The organism is Escherichia sp. WS3227_2 (genome assembly GCF_046486495.1).
In the GTDB taxonomy this organism is placed as follows: domain Bacteria; phylum Pseudomonadota; class Gammaproteobacteria; order Enterobacterales; family Enterobacteriaceae; genus Escherichia; species Escherichia coli.
This window is the reverse complement of the sequence record NZ_JBJQLG010000008.1, coordinates 146959-164221: the sequence shown is the minus strand read 5'-3', so window position 1 is coordinate 164221 and position 17263 is coordinate 146959. Positions and strand designations below refer to the sequence as shown.

Annotated in this window: 15 protein-coding genes; 6 read left to right on the top strand and 9 right to left on the bottom strand. The window is 50.2% G+C overall.

All coding sequences use genetic code 11. The annotated features are described in order from the left end of the window. Positions 1–236 precede the first annotated feature (236 nt). The 5 genes from espX2 (at position 237) to ybiE (ending at position 7025) form a co-directional block, all read left to right on the top strand. Complete coding sequence (gene espX2, locus ACJHXB_RS13295) at positions 237–2249, top strand: type III secretion system effector EspX2 (protein ID WP_000340610.1); 2013 nt, start codon at positions 237–239, stop codon at positions 2247–2249. A gap of 283 nt (positions 2250–2532) precedes the next feature. Then, entirely contained in the window at positions 2533–4683 is a 2151-nt protein-coding gene (gene dinG / locus ACJHXB_RS13290; RefSeq protein ID WP_001218654.1) for an ATP-dependent DNA helicase DinG, read from the top strand. 27 nt (positions 4684–4710) lie between these two features. Then, complete coding sequence (ybiB, locus tag ACJHXB_RS13285) at positions 4711–5673, top strand: DNA-binding protein YbiB (RefSeq protein ID WP_000386541.1); 963 nt, start codon at positions 4711–4713, stop codon at positions 5671–5673. A 140-nt stretch (positions 5674–5813) separates the two neighbouring features. Next, positions 5814–6899 (top strand): hydroxycarboxylate dehydrogenase HcXB, encoded by a 1086-nt coding sequence (gene hcxB, locus ACJHXB_RS13280; protein ID WP_000443525.1) that lies wholly within the window; start codon positions 5814–5816, stop codon positions 6897–6899. A gap of 66 nt (positions 6900–6965) precedes the next feature. Further along, positions 6966–7025, top strand: a complete 60-nt coding sequence (gene ybiE, locus ACJHXB_RS13275; protein WP_211180490.1) for a protein YbiE — start codon at positions 6966–6968, stop codon at positions 7023–7025. 13 nt (positions 7026–7038) lie between these two features. On the opposite strand, the gene ybiJ is transcribed toward ybiE, so the two are convergent. The 5 genes from ybiJ to mcbA form a co-directional block, all read right to left on the bottom strand. Further along, positions 7039–7299 (bottom strand): DUF1471 family protein YbiJ, encoded by a 261-nt coding sequence (ybiJ, locus tag ACJHXB_RS13270; RefSeq protein ID WP_000849301.1) that lies wholly within the window; start codon positions 7297–7299, stop codon positions 7039–7041. A 264-nt stretch (positions 7300–7563) separates the two neighbouring features. Next, a complete protein-coding gene (gene ybiI / locus ACJHXB_RS13265; protein ID WP_000146357.1) occupies positions 7564–7830 on the bottom strand; it encodes a C4-type zinc finger protein YbiI in 267 nt (88 codons plus the stop codon). Between the two features lie 73 nt (positions 7831–7903). Continuing rightward, complete coding sequence (gene ybiX, locus ACJHXB_RS13260) at positions 7904–8581, bottom strand: PKHD-type hydroxylase YbiX (RefSeq protein ID WP_000990140.1); 678 nt, start codon at positions 8579–8581, stop codon at positions 7904–7906. A 41-nt stretch (positions 8582–8622) separates the two neighbouring features. Beyond that, positions 8623–10905, bottom strand: a complete 2283-nt coding sequence (locus ACJHXB_RS13255; protein WP_000430002.1) for a catecholate siderophore receptor Fiu — start codon at positions 10903–10905, stop codon at positions 8623–8625. A 264-nt stretch (positions 10906–11169) separates the two neighbouring features. After that, positions 11170–11430, bottom strand: coding sequence for a DUF1471 family periplasmic protein McbA (gene mcbA / locus ACJHXB_RS13250; protein WP_000710619.1), 261 nt, complete (start codon positions 11428–11430; stop codon positions 11170–11172). A gap of 275 nt (positions 11431–11705) precedes the next feature. Between mcbA and rlmF the strand changes: the two genes are divergently transcribed. Further along, a complete protein-coding gene (gene rlmF / locus ACJHXB_RS13245; RefSeq protein ID WP_001275944.1) occupies positions 11706–12632 on the top strand; it encodes a 23S rRNA (adenine(1618)-N(6))-methyltransferase RlmF in 927 nt (308 codons plus the stop codon). Here the strand turns inward: rlmF and ybiO are convergent. From ybiO to glnH, 4 genes are all read right to left on the bottom strand, one after another. After that, positions 12629–14854, bottom strand: a complete 2226-nt coding sequence (gene ybiO / locus ACJHXB_RS13240; protein ID WP_001267204.1) for a mechanosensitive channel protein — start codon at positions 14852–14854, stop codon at positions 12629–12631. The genes rlmF and ybiO overlap by 4 nt on opposite strands. A gap of 116 nt (positions 14855–14970) precedes the next feature. Beyond that, complete coding sequence (glnQ, locus tag ACJHXB_RS13235) at positions 14971–15693, bottom strand: glutamine ABC transporter ATP-binding protein GlnQ (protein WP_000569080.1); 723 nt, start codon at positions 15691–15693, stop codon at positions 14971–14973. Further along, the gene (gene glnP, locus ACJHXB_RS13230) at positions 15690–16349 is read right to left on the bottom strand and encodes a glutamine ABC transporter permease GlnP (protein ID WP_001159065.1); all 660 of its coding nucleotides are present in this window, start codon (positions 16347–16349) and stop codon (positions 15690–15692) included. Before glnP ends, glnQ begins: the two co-directional genes overlap by 4 nt. A 138-nt stretch (positions 16350–16487) precedes the next feature. Continuing rightward, complete coding sequence (gene glnH / locus ACJHXB_RS13225; RefSeq protein WP_000843866.1) at positions 16488–17234, bottom strand: glutamine ABC transporter substrate-binding protein GlnH; 747 nt, start codon at positions 17232–17234, stop codon at positions 16488–16490. Between the last annotated feature and the right edge of the window lie 29 nt (positions 17235–17263).

Here is a 17263-nt window from a genome sequence, read left to right as displayed (position 1 = left end):
GATAATCAAAGTATTACAATGAAGTAATTTAAATTAACTATCAAAAATCGCTCATTTCTGCTTATTGATAGAAAGATTGATTGCCAGCCTGTTTAGATCCGTACAGCAGCAGACTTTCATAACCCGGTTGATCCTGAGCTTGCAGTACGAAAAGTTAAAAATGAGCGATTTCTGTAAGATTCCCCATTTTGCCAGGCTTATGATTCGCAGATCATTCAAGTGCAAAGGAGCGGTGTATGGATTGTTCAAAATGCAATGGTTATGCGACGATGTTATTAAATATGGTGCATGGTTCTGACCCGGTTAATTTACTGGAATTACATGGTTTCCTTGAACATTTCGCATATTATGTTTCATTTGGCAAATTTAATGCTGGCCACCAGCGCTATAATGCATTTAAAAAATTCGTCAGTGAGATTTCGGAGATCAGCGCAAACGATATCAATATGACGATTAAAACCGGGCAATCCAGACATGAAAATGTTATCTCTATAAATATGAATGATGCAATTCCTCATGATGAAAAAGGGATCACCGTCCGAATAGATAATATTAATGGAAAGAAAAGCAACTCTACTTTGTCAGATGTTTTTATTCCCTATATAAATACATTTTCCGACCTCAAAAATAAAATACTCAGGATGAAAATTGAACTGACTGAAGGTAGTGGTTTTTCTAAAAGTCTTTCTGACAGTCAGATTGAGATGCATATTCTGAGGAATGTTAATTCGCTAAACGTTGGCGAGAAATTGAATGATGATAATCTTGTATATCATTCTATATTCACTAACGAATTCTCTGTTATTATTCCGCCATCCTATTATGATGCGACTTCTGCAGTAAACGCCAATAATGGTGTGAGAGAAAAACTATTTGAAAGTGATAGTAAAGTTAAAGATATCGTCGATGAAATGTCTAATCATGATGTGGAGAGCGAAAAAGATATATTTGTTATCGGAGGAATGATAGAAAAACTGGATTCTCTGGTAGACGAATCTTTCAATGAAAATACTGATAACATACAAACAGTAAAAGATTTGTTAACGCAATTAACTGATGGCATGGAACTCTTCGCGCTGCGGGACATAGTGGCATTCCCATCGTCCATAATAGCAAAATTATTAAAATCCCCACTTAATAGCGATCATGAACTTGTTATGCGCGCATTGGATACGTATCTGTGCTACTTCAGAAATAAAAATCTGAGTAACGATGCGGAAATAATTAACTTTTTCCATGCTCTCTTTTTAAAGAAACCAGAGTTGATGGTTTCTGAAAATTATAGATTTATTCAATTTATTGATTTGCTTTTTGAAAACGGAAGTGTTGAAGAGAAAAACTTAGCATTTGACCTTTATCACAATTATCTTGCATTACCTGAAATAAAACAATTCGTTACTGAAGAAATAAAATTGAATTTCAATGAGCAGCAAGGATTGTTAGACAAAGATAATAAATGTTATATCCTGTTATCATCCGATAACTCTGGGCGAGTAATGCGCTTATCGCACCAGGCGTTAATCTCAATGCTTGAGCCAGAGGTTAAGAAAAAGACTATCTGGAATAATTACTCTATATATCCATCTTTGCAGGATACCCATGAAGTTGTCAGAGATGATCCAGAAACGATTTGTATGCGTGCATTTCCTTTATTTGCAAAAGGATGGGAATATGCGCAGAAAAATAAGAAACATCAATTAATTCTCAATGCTCTTGGATTCAAAGGTTATATTCGTGATATATTTATATCAGCAATAATGCGAAAAACAGATTTTGTGCCCGAATGCAATAATCAGCCAACAGAACTTAATTCATCACTTTCCTCTTTGATGACCGATTCAGACCAATGGCAACAGTATACTCTGAAAGATAAACATTACGCTAGTCTATTAACGATGCTGGATCTCAACGAGGCCAGTGAAAGTGATAAGTCTAAAATATTTTTCTGCCTGTCTGCCGTATTTGCAAATATTTCTCACAGTAGTGTCTTTAACGGTATTCCTGATGCGTCAAAAACTTTAAAACGTTATGCATTTGCTTTATTGGCGAAAGCTTATTCTTTAGATGAAAGTATGATAAGCAGTCAAACTTTTAATACATACAAAACGGTATTGCTTGATTTCAATAATCTGTCTAATGAAGAGGCCAACCAGTTGCGTATAAGTTCGTTATATCGTGATATGGTCCGCTACGCACAATATCGTTTTTCTAAAGTTTTATCCGAGTGGACGCCAGACGCATGGCTGTAAAGATCGCAGCAGGATAATGGCATTGATGGCCCTGGCTCAGGCCAGGGCGGGCAATACCGGCACCTGCGAAGCGATGACGGCGGCAAGTGTAACCACGAAATGCGGTATCACTTGCTGGTTTCTGCCCTGAAGACTGGCGCTCACTGTGCCGTCGAACTTTCAATCAAATATATTGCGATAGGGCGTGTTTGCGAGCCGCTTTCCAGAAACAGAAAAACCATTACCCCTGAAAACCGAAAAATGCCACAATATTGGCTGTTTATACAGTATTTCAGGTTTTCTCATGGCATTAACCGCCGCGCTTAAAGCGCAAATTGCCGCCTGGTATAAGGCGCTTCAGGAACAGATCCCCGACTTTATTCCCCGTGCGCCGCAGCGGCAGATGATTGCGGACGTCGCCAAAACGCTGGCCGGAGAAGAAGGGCGGCATCTGGCGATTGAAGCACCCACCGGCGTTGGGAAAACGCTCTCCTATTTGATCCCCGGCATCGCCATTGCCCGCGAAGAGCAAAAAACGCTGGTGGTGAGTACCGCCAACGTGGCGTTGCAGGATCAGATCTACAGTAAAGATTTACCGCTGCTGAAAAAGATCATTCCCGATCTTAAATTCACTGCCGCTTTTGGGCGTGGGCGCTACGTTTGCCCGCGTAATCTGACGGCGCTTGCCAGCACTGAGCCCACGCAACAGGATCTGCTGGCGTTTCTTGACGACGAACTGACGCCGAACAATCAGGAAGAGCAAAAGCGTTGTGCAAAGTTGAAGGGCGATCTCGACACTTATAAATGGGATGGTCTGCGCGATCATACGGATATCGCCATTGATGATGATCTCTGGCGTCGGTTGAGTACCGACAAAGCCAGCTGCCTCAACCGCAACTGTTACTACTATCGTGAATGCCCGTTTTTTGTCGCTCGTCGGGAGATTCAGGAAGCGGAAGTGGTGGTGGCAAACCATGCGCTGGTGATGGCGGCGATGGAAAGCGAAGCCGTATTGCCTGACCCGAAAAATTTGCTGCTGGTGCTGGACGAAGGCCATCACCTGCCAGATGTGGCGCGGGATGCGCTGGAGATGAGTGCCGAAATCACCGCGCCCTGGTATCGACTACAGCTGGACTTGTTCACGAAACTGGTCGCTACCTGCATGGAGCAGTTTCGCCCGAAGACCATCCCGCCGCTGGCGATCCCTGAACGTTTGAATGCGCATTGTGAAGAGTTGTATGAGCTTATCGCCTCATTAAACAACATTCTCAACCTCTACATGCCTGCCGGGCAGGAGGCAGAGCACCGTTTTGCGATGGGCGAACTGCCTGATGAAGTGCTGGAGATCTGCCAGCGGCTGGCAAAACTCACCGAGATGCTGCGTGGTCTGGCGGAGTTATTTCTTAACGATTTAAGTGAGAAAACCGGCAGCCATGACATTGTACGTCTTCATCGGTTGATTTTGCAGATGAATCGCGCGTTGGGGATGTTCGAGGCGCAAAGCAAACTCTGGCGGCTGGCGTCTCTGGCGCAATCTTCCGGTGCGCCGGTGACCAAATGGGCGACGCGGGAAGAGCGCGAAGGGCAGCTGCATCTCTGGTTTCACTGTGTGGGTATTCGTGTCAGCGATCAGCTGGAAAGGCTGCTGTGGCGCAGTATTCCGCACATTATTGTCACTTCCGCGACCTTACGTTCGCTGAACAGTTTTTCGCGTTTGCAGGAGATGAGTGGTCTGAAAGAGAAAGCGGGCGACCGCTTTGTGGCGCTGGATTCGCCCTTTAACCACTGCGAACAGGGCAAAATTGTTATTCCCCGGATGCGCTTTGAGCCTTCCATCGACAACGAAGAGCAGCACATTGCTGAAATGGCGGCCTTTTTCCGTGAGCAGGTGGAGAGCAAAAAACATCTCGGTATGTTGGTACTGTTTGCCAGCGGACGGGCGATGCAGCGCTTTCTCGACTATGTGACGGATTTACGCCTGATGTTGCTGGTGCAGGGCGATCAGCCGCGTTATCGCTTAGTTGAACTGCACCGCAAACGCGTTGCCAACGGTGAGCGTAGTGTGCTGGTGGGCTTACAGTCCTTTGCCGAAGGGCTTGATTTGAAAGGTGATCTGCTCAGCCAGGTGCATATCCACAAAATCGCTTTTCCGCCCATCGACAGCCCGGTGGTGATCACCGAAGGGGAATGGCTGAAAAGCCTCAACCGCTATCCGTTTGAGGTGCAAAGCCTGCCGAGCGCCTCGTTTAACCTGATTCAGCAGGTTGGGCGACTGATTCGAAGCCACGGTTGCTGGGGCGAAGTGGTGATTTACGATAAACGCTTGCTCACCAAAAACTACGGCAAGCGGCTACTGGATGCATTACCGGTATTTCCGATAGAGCAACCGGAAGTCCCTGAAGGTATAGTTAAAAAGAAAGAAAAAACGAAATCCCCACGCCGTCGGCGGCGTTAATGATGTGAGTCAGGTAAGGAGTCGTAAATGGACTATCGCAAAATCATTAAAGAGATCGGGCGCGGGAAAAACCACGCGCGCGATTTAGATCGGGATACTGCGCGCGGTCTGTATGCCCATATGCTCAATGGTGAAGTCCCTGACCTTGAGTTGGGCGGCGTATTGATTGCGCTGCGTATCAAAGGGGAAGGGGAAGCAGAGATGCTCGGCTTTTACGAAGCCATGCAAAATCACACCATCAAGCTGACGCCGCCTGCAGGCAAGCCGATGCCGATTGTCATCCCCAGTTACAACGGCGCGCGTAAACAGGCCAACCTGACGCCGTTGTTGGCGATTCTCCTGCACAAACTCGGTTTTCCTGTGGTGGTTCACGGGGTTAGCGAAGATCCAACTCGCGTGCTGACAGAAACCATTTTCGAACTGATGGGTATTACGCCAACGTTGCACGGCGGGCAGGCGCAGGCGAAGCTCGACGAACATCAACCGGTGTTTATGCCAGTCGGTGCGTTTTGCCCACCGCTGGAAAAACAACTGGCGATGCGCTGGCGGATGGGCGTGCGTAACAGTGCACATACCCTGGCGAAACTGGCGACGCCATTTGCCGAAGGTGAGGCACTGCGTCTTTCCAGCGTTTCGCATCCGGAATACATCGGGCGAGTCGCGAAGTTCTTTAGCGATATCGGCGGGCGGGCGTTACTAATGCATGGTACTGAAGGCGAAGTGTATGCTAATCCGCAGCGCTGCCCGCAGATCAATCTCATTGACCGTGAAGGGATGCGGGTGCTGTATGAAAAACAGGACCCTGCTGGTAGCGAGTTACTGCCACAAGCAAAAGATCCGGAAACCACGTCGCAGTGGATTGAGCGTTGCCTGGCTGGCAGCGAACCGATTCCCGAATCGCTGAAAATCCAGATGGCTTGCTGCCTGGTGGCTACGGGTGAAGCGGCAACTATCAGCGATGGCCTGGCGCGCGTTAATCAGGCATTTTAATTTTTATCTCAGCCGGATGAGCCACGTCATCCGGCTTTTACCCCACCGCAATATGAAATTCCTGCATCTTTATTGACCTTCCCGCGCCCGGCGTGCAGCATAAAAAAACAACAAACACATAACATAAACAGGAGTTAACCATGGAAAGTGGTCATCGCTTTGATGCTCAGACGTTGCACAGTTTTATTCAGGCTGTATTTCGTCAGATGGGTAGCGAGGAACAAGAAGCGAAATTAGTTGCCGATCATTTAATCGCGGCAAACCTGGCAGGGCATGATTCACATGGTATTGGCATGATCCCAAGCTATGTGCGCTCCTGGAGTCAGGGGCACCTGCAAATTAACCATCATGCCAAAATCGTTAAAGAGGCGGGCGCGGTGGTTACGCTTGATGGCGATCGCGCATTTGGTCAGGTCGCGGCACACGAAGCGATGGCGCTGGGGATTGAGAAAGCGCATCAGCACGGTATTGCTGCCGTGGCGCTACATAACTCGCATCATATCGGCCGTATCGGTTACTGGGCAGAACAGTGCGCAGCGGCGGGGTTTGTCTCTATCCACTTTGTTAGCGTGGTCGGTATTCCAATGGTCGCGCCGTTCCACGGTCGCGACAGCCGCTTTGGCACCAATCCCTTCTGTGTGGTTTTCCCTCGTAAAGATAAGTTCCCGCTGTTGCTTGATTACGCCACCAGCGCCATTGCATTTGGCAAAACCCGCGTCGCCTGGCATAAAGGCGTCCCCGTGCCGCCAGGTTGCCTGATTGACGTTAACGGCGTGCCGACGACCAATCCGGCGGTAATGCAGGAGTCGCCGTTGGGTTCGCTGTTGACCTTTGCCGAACATAAAGGCTACGCCCTTGCAGCAATGTGTGAAATTCTTGGTGGGGCGCTTTCTGGCGGTAAAACGACGCATCAGGAAACGTTACAAACCAGTCCCGATGCCATTCTTAACTGCATGACCACTATCATCATCAACCCGGAACTGTTCGGCGCGCCGGATTGTAGCGCGCAGACCGAAGCCTTTGCCGAGTGGGTGAAAGCCTCGCCGCATGATGACGATAAGCCGATTTTGCTACCGGGCGAGTGGGAAGTTAACACGCGTCGCGAACGGCAGGAGCAGGGGATTCCATTGGATGCGGGAAGCTGGCAGGCCATTTGTGATGCGGCGCGGCAGATTGGTATGCCGGAAGAGACGTTGCAGGCTTTCTGTCAGCAGTTAGCCAGCTAAAAAAAAGCCCGTCCAGTGGCGGACGGGCAAACAAGGGTAACATAGGATCAATGAGGGTTAGAGCATATGCGTCTGTCGGCAAACAGACAGGGAAATACTTGTGCTGGACGTAGCGTAAACGCCTGATCCGGCTTACGAATTACTTATAAATTACCGCAGTACCGCTTAATTTATTGTTGTTGGTGGCAGAAGTGATGCTGTATCCACTCGCCCCAGCTGCCGCAGCTTTCTCAGCCAGTTTCGCTTCCAGGGCATCGAGGGTGGATGCACCATCGGCAGAAACCACGCCGATTTTATTCATGTTCTGTGCCTGGGATGCCGTTACCGGTTCCGCGGCAAACACACCAAATGACAGAGTTGAAAGAGCCATAGCAGCAACAACAGTATTGATAGTTTTCATAATTAATCTCTCGCAGGTGATTTTTGTATAAGTGACGTTGTTTCGTCGATGTGATGAGTATCACGTTTTTTTTCGAGAGATAAAATCGAAGAGAATTGACCACCTTGTTCAAATAAATTGATTGATATCTAACATACTGATAATCCATTTATTTGTTGAACTTATGGACTTGTTTTATGCAGCGTGGCAGTCACGACAGCGTTAAAGGCACGGAATGCCACGCAAAATACAAATTATACTCGCTATACATCCCGCCAGTTGTAGTTAACGTAACTGGCTGTCTTTCGAACCTCTGCGATTATATCCTGTATAAGCTGGTTTTTGTAAATCTTTCTCCTGCTGACAATGAATGCATAAGCGCACGCCAGGAATGGCTTCCCGACGGGCCTGTGGGATAGGTGCGCCGCACTCTTCACATTCATACAGGCTTTCACCACGCGGAATTTCACCCCGAGCGCGGGCAATCGCATCTTCAATTGTACTGTTGATCTGTTCGTTGACGGCGTCATCGTTAGCCCAACCGGATGCCATATCGTCCTCCCCATATCAATACTTGTACAGTTAAGTGTAGCTAATATAGGGACGAACTCGGGCAGTTCAAGCGTCAGATCTCCGACCATTCCCGCAGCAGATTATGATAAAGATTGAGCAGCGACAGGATCTCTTCACTTTCGCCGTAGCGGCTTTTCAGCGACTGAATATTGTTGTCCAGATCGAACAGCATGGCGCGCTTTTTATCATCGCGGATCATCGACTGGATCCACATAAATGATGCCACTCGTACGCCGCGGGTTACGGGCGTCACGCAATGCAGGCTGCTGGAGGGATACAACACCAGATCGCCTGCCGGAAGTTTTACCCGATGTTGCCCGAAGGTGTCATTAACGACCAGTTCGCCGCCGTCGTAGCTTTGTGGATCGCTTAAAAACAGCGTGGCAGAAAGGTCAGTGCGCATCCAGCCGTTTTGTGGGTGACTGCGTACTGCGCCATCCACATGAAAACCATAAGTTTCATTGTTCTGATAGCGATTAAACAGCGGCGTGGAAAGGGTATGCGGCAAGGCAGCGGCAAAGAACAATGCATGTTGGTTAACCGCGTTCAGCACCTCATTTTGCAGTGCGGCGTATAACGCGCTGCGGGTGTCTACCTGTTGATTGTTCTTAACTTGCGCACCTTGTGCGCCGGTGGTGACGCGTCCATCCACCCATTCGGCTTGTTCCAGTTGTTCGCGAAAACGGGCGACGTCCTTTGGCGATAGCACGCCGGGAATGTGGTACATCATACAAGTTCTCCAAAAAGTGGGGCCTGCGCCCCACATCTGAATCAGAAATGCATATTGGCCGTGAGCAAGAAGGTTCTTGGCTCGCCCGGGTGATAACGGTAGCCGCTCTTGTTGATTGAGGCGACGTAATCGGTATCAAACAGGTTGTAGACGTTTAGCTGGAAGTCGAGATTGCGATTAACCCGATACCCCAGTTTAGCGTCGGCGACCCAATAACCTTCGGTAAACGCTGGCGTTCCCACCGCGCCGTCAGAACCTTTATGCATACTGCCGATATAGCGTGCGCCCGCACCAACGGAAATATCATCGGTTGCCTGATACTGGCTCCATAAGGTAAAGGCGTGCTCCGGGGTATACGGCAGCGATGAGGAACCATCCTGGGCAACATCTTTGCCGTTTTTGATGGTTGCTTTTTGCTGGGTATAGCCGCCAATCACCTGCCACGCGGGAGTGATATTCCCGGCCACGGATATCTCATAGCCTTCGACGCGTTTCTTACCGTATTGCGAGTAAGTTCCGTCATCATTTTGCTCAACTTCATTTTCGATATCAGTACGGAACAGCGCGGCGGTGAGCAACAGGCGTTTATCCAGAACCTGCCATTTGGTGCCAATCTCGCTGGTGTTGGCTTTTTGCGGTTTAAAATCGGTGCGGTTGGCACTGTTACCGCTGCCAGACTGCGCAAGGGCGAAGTTGTTGCCGCCCGGAGGCTGCTGGGAAACGGCATAGTTAATATAGACATTGCCGTTTTCCGTCAGGTGATACAGCGCCCCGGCTTTCCAGTTCACCAGATTGCCCGACTTGGCGGTGTCGACGGTGGTGACCGGAGAACCTTTTGCCACGCCAGCAGGGCAGGTGATGGCACCGCGCCCGCTGCCGCCGCAGGCGGTGGCACTGTCATATTCAGTATGATAATTATCCAGACGGATCCCGCCGTTCAGCTCAAAATCACGGGTGATTTGCAGCGTATCGAAGGCGTAAATTGCGAAGGTATCCGTCTGACCATTGGCGTTTGCGCCGTTGCGCGTCAGGCCGCCGGGATGAATGCTGCTGTCAGGATGATAAATATTTACCGCAGGTAACGTCACCGGATTAACGCCGTAGTTAGTCTGCGTTTCACGGGTAAATTCCACGCCGGTACTGACATCATGACCGATAGAACCGGTATAGAACGTCGAGGTCAGGTTGGTCTGGTTGGTGAGAATTTTATTACTTACATCTTTAGTATTCGCCGTGCGTGACCAGGTCCAGCTATTCACATCGCTGGTGGGCTGGGTAATATTCGACGCCCCGCCCATAATCGCCGTCATCAGGTAATCCTGCTTCACGCGCGACCAACGAGTAGTATTGCGAATGGTGGTGTTATCGTTGATGTCGTGCTCAAAACGCATGGTAGCGGTGTCGGTGGTCGAATCGTCGTAATCGGAATCCGTGCCGTAAAAGTGATGAGTATCAACTTTTCCGGAATGATTCAGGGCCGCCGTTCCCGCAGATGGGGCAGAATAACCCGGTAAACCGATAGTCGGAATGCCACCGTCTGGCGTGTTGTGCTGGGTGACATGCAGATAATTAAGATACAAACGATTCGCTGTACCAAGGCCAAAAGCGACAGAAGGGGCGACGCCGTAACGCTCATTTTTGACTTTGTCGCGTCCGGCATCGTGCGTTTTTTCGCCCATTACATTCAGGCGCACCGCAGTGGTATCACCAATGACCTGATTGACGTCCAGCGTGCCGCGGCGGAACCAGGCGCTGCCAATACTGGCGGAGGCGTCAATGCCCGAATCATTGCGCGGCTGTTTGCTGATCATATTGATCGAGCCTGTCGGCGCGCTGCGCCCGTAGTCGGTGCCGGACGGCCCTTTAATTACTTCGACCTGCTCGGTATTGAAGGTGTCGCGCGAGACGCTGCCGATATCGCGAATGCCATCAATATAAATACTGTTAGAGGTATCGGCACCACGCATATAAATGGCGTCGCCAGTGGTGGAGTTACCGTTCTCACCCGCAAAAAACGCACCCACGCCGGGGACGTTTTTGAGCGCGTCGGTAAGGTTGGTTGCGCCCTGATCTTTAATCACTTGTTCAGAAATCACCGTCATCGTGCGGGTAGTATCCGCTACCGGACGCGAGAATTTCGGATCAGCAGATTGTTGTGGCGCATAAAGCGAAGGCGTTGATGCTTCGACAACCAGCGTGTCATCCGCGTTAGCTTGCCCTTCGGCGGCGAGTGCCTGTGCCACAGGCGTAATACCAATACAAAGACCGGCAAAGAACGTGAGCGAATGAAATTGTCTGGCAGGGAAATTGCGATTGTTTTCCATTTTGCAGGTGACTTTTTCTTATATGTTGAAATTTTCACTGCCACGAGAAAGCATCTCTGCGGATGCGATGCCACTGTTAATCCCGTGATAGCGTTCGTGCAAGTGATAATAATTTTGATAAGCATTATCACTTGGCGCGATTTTCTATCACCCATTGCGCGAAAAAGAAATACATTTATTTACATTGCGTTCATATTTGATGTTTTTTGATTACAAAACAGGCGAAAACTGCATCCAGAGGCGAATGCAGTTACGTTGGTGGGGTTATTTGTAGATGGTTGCAGTACCGAACATCTGGTCATTTCCGCCCGCGGAATTAATGACATAACCTTTCGCGCCTTGCTCGCGCGCTTTTTCTGCCAGTTTATCCTCCAGATCGCTTAGGTTTGATGCGCCAGTTGCCGAAACGGTACCGGCGGGCCGTAGCTGACCGCTGTCCAGGTTACTCATCGGTTGCGCGGCATAAGCCGTGAGAGAGATTCCGCTCAGGACGGTGGCAATCAGTAGTGTGAGGCACTTTTTCATAATGACATCCTCATAAATACAACGGGTAGTGCCTGATAAGTGTAGGTCGCCTGGACGAGGAAAATGACGCAAAAAATTGACAGAGATGTGCTTGTTTTTTGAACGATATATTTTTACAAAATAAGACAAATCAATAACATGCATGATGCTGATTTTTATGGTGAATTGCCATAAACCATAGTCATGTTAAGGTTTTTGGGAATGATAAACGCAGCCAGATATTTACCCTGTCGCGTTATGCGGGTATCTTACGCCGCTGCTTAAAGGAGAATGCTATGTCCGCCCAGAAACCGGGGTTGCATCCGCGCAACCGTCATCACAGCCGCTACGATCTCGCCACGCTTTGTCAGGTCAATCCTGAACTCAGGCAATTCCTCACGCTTACACCCGCCGGGGAGCAAAGCGTAGACTTTGCCAATCCGCTGGCGGTGAAGGCGCTCAATAAGGCGTTGCTGGCCCATTTTTACGCCGTAGCGAACTGGGATATCCCCGACGGTTTTCTCTGCCCGCCAGTACCGGGCCGGGCGGATTATATTCATCACCTTGCCGATTTACTGGCAGAAGCAAGCGGAACAATTCCAGCTAATGCCAGCATTCTGGATATCGGCGTTGGTGCGAACTGTATTTACCCGCTGATTGGCGTACATGAATATGGCTGGCGTTTTACTGGTAGTGAAACCAGCAGCCAGGCGTTAAGCAGTGCGCAGGCGATCATCAGTGCTAATCCGGGGCTTAGCCGCGCCATTCGTCTGCGTCGGCAAAAAGAGAGTGGGGCGATTTTTAACGGCATCATCCATAAAAACGAGCAATACGACGCGACCTTGTGTAACCCGCCATTCCACGATTCCGCCGCTGCGGCACGGGCAGGTAGTGAACGTAAACGCCGTAACTTGGGGCTGAACAAAGACGATGTACTGAACTTTGGTGGTCAGCAACAGGAGTTGTGGTGTGAAGGCGGTGAAGTCGCTTTTATCAAAAAGATGATTGAAGAGAGCAAAGGCTTCGCGAAGCAGGTGATGTGGTTTACCTCGCTGGTATCTCGTGGCGAAAACTTGCCGCCGTTGTATCGTGCTCTGACGGACGTGGGCGCGGTGAAAGTGGTCAAAAAAGAGATGGCCCAGGGGCAAAAGCAGAGCCGCTTTATTGCCTGGACCTTTATGAACGACGAGCAGCGCCGCCGTTTTGTCAATCGCCAGCGTTAAAGCGTTGGCTCCCCCGGCGGCAGCGGTTCAGCCGGGGCCGCGCCCGGAGCAGGCAGCACCTGATAAGTCTGCACTGGCGCGCGAACGCCCGCCAGGTCGAAATGTTTTTTCACCTGGCTGTCGAGGGCAAAGCGTACCGTCCACTGTTTGAGTGGCAGCGTGGTGAACGAAACACGCAGTGTAAACGCGGTATTGCTTAAGCCGACAATCCCGGCAAAATTCGGTTCACCAATAATCAGCCCGCGAATTTCTTCGTTTTCCATTAATTCCGCTACCGCATCTTTCAGTGCCTGATTGGCTTTATCAGCATCTTCATGGCGATCAACATCATAATTTGCCACTACCGAACCAATGCCGCGGACAAAGTTAGCAAAGGTGGTTATCGAAGACCACGGAATGATGTGATACGCCCCGGTATCCTGGCGTACGCCCACGGAGCGAATCGACATCCGTTCCACAGTGCCGGTCAACGGCCCGATAGTCACCAAATCTCCAGTGTTCATGCCGTTTTCAAACTGAATAAATACCCCGGTGATAATATCTTTCACCAGCGTTTGCGAACCAAAAGAGATAGCCAGACCTAATGCCCCGGCACCTGCCAGCAATGGCGCGATATTAACGCCGATTTCCGACAACACAATCATGATGGTGATGGTACTGATAATCACCGCCAGCGCGTTACGAAACAGCGTCAGCAGGGTACGCGTACGGGCGCTGGGTAGCGGGCGGCCATGAATATCCGAAGCCAGCCGGTTTTCGATCAAACTGGCGAGCACTGTCCAGCCAACCGCCGAGAAGAAAAGAATGAGTGCGATACGGATCAGGATATCTACGGTTTTCTGCCCCGCACCGTTTTGCAGCCAGTTCCAGAAATCGAACAATCCCCATGCGCTCAACAGCAGCATTACCGCCACGCAGACTGTCAGAATACGCGCCGTTTTCAGCGCCGCCGACAGCCAGCCATTCAACCGTTTTTGCAGCTCCGGATAGTTACGCTGAGTATGTGGCGAGAGGGTGATGGTTTTCGCCAGCCAGCGGGAAAACATACCGGAAACAAATGCTGCGATACCAATAATCGCCAGGCTGCGCACCGTTGCACCCATCATAAATTTCAGGCTGTTGCCCGGATCGAACAACGAAAAGAAAAACAGCACGATAAAATAGGCACTTGCCAGCCAGTGCCACACCAGCGCAAAGGCGCGGATAAACAGGCTGAAAAAGGCCAGCGAATGCTCCGCGAAGTTGAGCAAATGCTGGGTAATCTCTTTTTTATTACGAAAGATCAGGTACAACGCCCAGACGGTCATGCACAGCATAATGATGACGTTCGCCAGCGCACCTATCTGTACATTCACCTGATTAGAGATAATCGGCACGGCGACAATCAGGCCATAGCCAATCAGGCTGCTTAACCAGCTCAGGCGACGGCTCCAGTAACGGGCGGTCTCGTCATGAATCGTGAACGGGCGCAGTTCCGCCACGTTTGGGCAAAAAATCAGGCGTAGTACAGCTTTGAAAAATTCAATCAGGGCAAAGGCGTTGAGAAACAAACTTTGTTGGAAAGCGATGGTGCGACTGCCCGCATTCAGGTTGTCGCTTAAAACCTGACCGACAAATAATGTCAGTGCCAGTAACAGCAGGTCGATAATAAACGCCCCGATAATCATCGCCGGAAGCTGCAACCAGTTACTGCGCTCACGATTTTTTTGCCGCGCCCACTGGCCCATTTTGCGATACAGCGGAAGTGCGCACAGGCGAATCAGCCAGTAAAAACCAAACACTAATACCGCTAATATTGAAAAATGGGTCAACGCATTGCTGAAGGTTTGTGGATTAAACGGCTTATGCGGGGAGCCGGTGATATTGCGATAAAGTTGTCCGAAGCGGGCGGAAAGGGCTTCACCATAATGGCGGCTGACTTCGGTGACTTTTTGCAGCACGGTTTGCTCTTCAACCAGCGTCGGCGGCCCGATCTTCGGTACGGGTTCCGCAGGGGGCGTCGCGGCGACGGTGCGCAACTGGTCGATCAACTCTTTACGCGAGGTGTCATTATCCAGCACATCCGCCAGTGCGCCATAGGCCGCTTTTTTTTGTTCGATATCCGGTTCCGGGGCCGGTTCAGTCGTTGAGTCCGTTGTCGTTGTGGTTGTAACGCCGGGTATGGATACCGCGTGGGCAGGTGCGCCCAGCAGGCAGAAGAGGATGAACAGGATCCACCGCATGACTCCTCCAGTGAGAAAACAGAGCAAAAAGATAAGTATAGATGCTGGGGGAGGGGCGATTTTAAATGAGAGGAATCTGGTGTGCCTCCCTTTCGGGGGAAAGGGAGGCTGAGAAGTTAAGAGACGTGCTGCAAAAATTCCTGCAAGCGCTGGCTCGGTGGGTTCTTGATCAACACCTGCGGATCGCCATCTTCCGCAATCCGGCCTTTGTCGATAAAGATCAGGCGCGAAGCTACTTTCTCGGCAAAACCGATTTCGTGTGTCACGATCACCATCGTCATCCCTTCTTCAGCCAGATCCTGCATAACCTTCAGCACTTCATGGCGCAGTTCCGGGTCAAGAGCGGAAGTCGGTTCATCAAACAGCATCATTTTCGGCTTCACCGCCAGCGCGCGTGCGATCGCCACACGCTGCTGTTGACCACCAGAAAGTTCGGAAGGGTAGTGATGTGCACGTTCTGCCAGACCGACTTTCGCCAGCAGCTCACGCGCCAGTTTTTCCGCCTCTTCTTTGTTCGCGCCACGCACGCGTAGCGGACCAAACATGACGTTTTCCAGCGCCGTCAGATGCGGGAAGAGGTAAAACTGCTGGAACACCATACCTGCTTCCTGGCGAATCAGGCGCTCGTCAACTTTCGGATCGTTAACCTTCAGGCCATCGACAATCAGATCGCCGGAGGTGATTTCTTCCAGTTTGTTGATGCAGCGCAGCAGGGTCGATTTACCAGAACCGGACGGCCCGATAATCACCACGACTTCGCCCTGAGCAATGTTCAAATCGATATTGTGCAGCACCTGGGTTGGACCAAAATGCTTGGAGACGTTTTTAAATTCAATCACAGGATTTTCATCCTTCTTTCCAGACGACGCAGAATAAAGCTCAGCACCAGGGTAATAATCAGATAGAACACCGCCACGGCGCTCCAGATTTCAAGGGCGCGGAAGTTACCGGCAATAATTTCTTGCCCCTGACGGGTCAGTTCCGCCACGCCGATAACAATAAACAGCGAGGTGTCTTTAATGCTGATGATCCACTGGTTACCCAGCGGCGGCAGCATACGACGCAATGCCAGCGGTAAAATGACGTAGCGAATGGTTTCCCAACGTGAAAGACCGAGCGCCAGTCCTGCTTCACGAAAACCTTTGTGAATAGACAGCACCGCACCACGCGTGATTTCTGCAATGTACGCGCCGGAGTTGATCATGATGGTGACCACCGCCGCAGTAAACGGGTCGATGCGTAAGTCGTTAAACGCCATCGGCAGGGCAAAGTAGATAAACATCACCTGGACGACGATAGGTGTGCCGCGGATCACTTCAATAAAGACCAGCGCGACGTGGTTGGCTATCCAACCACCGAAGGTGCGTGCAAAACCTGCCAGCAATCCGATCACCAGGCCGCCAGCCAGACCGAGGACCGAAATCCACAGGGTCATTTTGGCACCTTCAATCAGAAGCGGAATGGCAGGCCAGATGGCACTCCAGTCAAACTGCATATGTTGTTCCTGTTACCGTGGTGTAAATAATCAAATTCAGGGTAATTAATGGCCCCGGAGCGGGTTTGCGCCCCTCACCCTAATCCTCTCCCCAGAGGGGAGAGGGAACTGCCAGTGCGCTTTACAGGTGTAGCGTTATTATTTCGGTTCAGTACCGAACCATTTTTTGTAGATTTCGTTGTAAGTTCCGTTCTCGCGCAGGGTTTTCAACGCGCCGTTGACTTTGTCACGCAGCTCGTCGCTACCTTTCGGGAACGCAATACCGTATTGCTGTGCTTCCAGAGAGTCACCTACCGCTTTGAACTGACCGTTACCGGCGGTTTTGATGAAGTACAAAATGTTTGGCGTATCGTGCAGAACGGCATCTGCGCGGTTGGTGCCCAGTTCCATATAGGCGTTATCAATGTTCGGGAACTGACGCAGATCTTTAGTTTTGATGTTTGCTTTCGCGTAATCAACGGAGCCAGTGCCGCTCTTCACTGCAACCACTTTCCCGTCGAGATCTTTCACGCTTTTCACATCGTTATTGTTAGCTTTCACCATCACTAACAGGCCGCTTTTGTAGTAGCCGTCAGAGAAATCGATCGCTTTTTTACGCTCGTCGGTAATGGTGATGCCCGCCAGCGCCAGATCGACGTTTTTGGTTTGCAGTGCCGGAATGATCCCACTGAAATCCATCGGCTTCAGTTCGTAATCCAGCTTCAGCTCTTTAGCGATGGCAGCCCACAGATCAACGTCAAAGCCCACGTATTTATCGCCCTGTTTAAATTCAAACGGAACGAAGGCGGTATCCGTCGCGACAACTAATTTTTTATCCGCGGCATGAGAAGAAACCGCAAAAGCCAGGGTCAGTGCAGCCAGTGAAACTTTTAATACAGACTTCATAGCATTTCCTTTTTTCTATCCACGGGACG

Coding starts and splice junctions, on each gene's coding strand:
- ybiJ (WP_000849301.1), bottom strand. CDS start 7,299: ATGAAAACTATCAATACTGTTGTTGCTGCTATGGCTCTTTCAACTCTG.
- mcbA (WP_000710619.1), bottom strand. CDS start 11,430: ATGAAAAAGTGCCTCACACTACTGATTGCCACCGTCCTGAGCGGAATC.
- dinG (WP_001218654.1), top strand. CDS start 2,533: ATGGCATTAACCGCCGCGCTTAAAGCGCAAATTGCCGCCTGGTATAAG.
- ybiO (WP_001267204.1), bottom strand. CDS start 14,854: ATGCGGTGGATCCTGTTCATCCTCTTCTGCCTGCTGGGCGCACCTGCC.
- ACJHXB_RS13255 (WP_000430002.1), bottom strand. CDS start 10,905: ATGGAAAACAATCGCAATTTCCCTGCCAGACAATTTCATTCGCTCACG.
- glnH (WP_000843866.1), bottom strand. CDS start 17,234: ATGAAGTCTGTATTAAAAGTTTCACTGGCTGCACTGACCCTGGCTTTT.
- hcxB (WP_000443525.1), top strand. CDS start 5,814: ATGGAAAGTGGTCATCGCTTTGATGCTCAGACGTTGCACAGTTTTATT.
- rlmF (WP_001275944.1), top strand. CDS start 11,706: ATGTCCGCCCAGAAACCGGGGTTGCATCCGCGCAACCGTCATCACAGC.
- glnP (WP_001159065.1), bottom strand. CDS start 16,349: ATGCAGTTTGACTGGAGTGCCATCTGGCCTGCCATTCCGCTTCTGATT.
- espX2 (WP_000340610.1), top strand. CDS start 237: ATGGATTGTTCAAAATGCAATGGTTATGCGACGATGTTATTAAATATG.
- ybiX (WP_000990140.1), bottom strand. CDS start 8,581: ATGATGTACCACATTCCCGGCGTGCTATCGCCAAAGGACGTCGCCCGT.
- ybiB (WP_000386541.1), top strand. CDS start 4,711: ATGGACTATCGCAAAATCATTAAAGAGATCGGGCGCGGGAAAAACCAC.
- ybiI (WP_000146357.1), bottom strand. CDS start 7,830: ATGGCATCCGGTTGGGCTAACGATGACGCCGTCAACGAACAGATCAAC.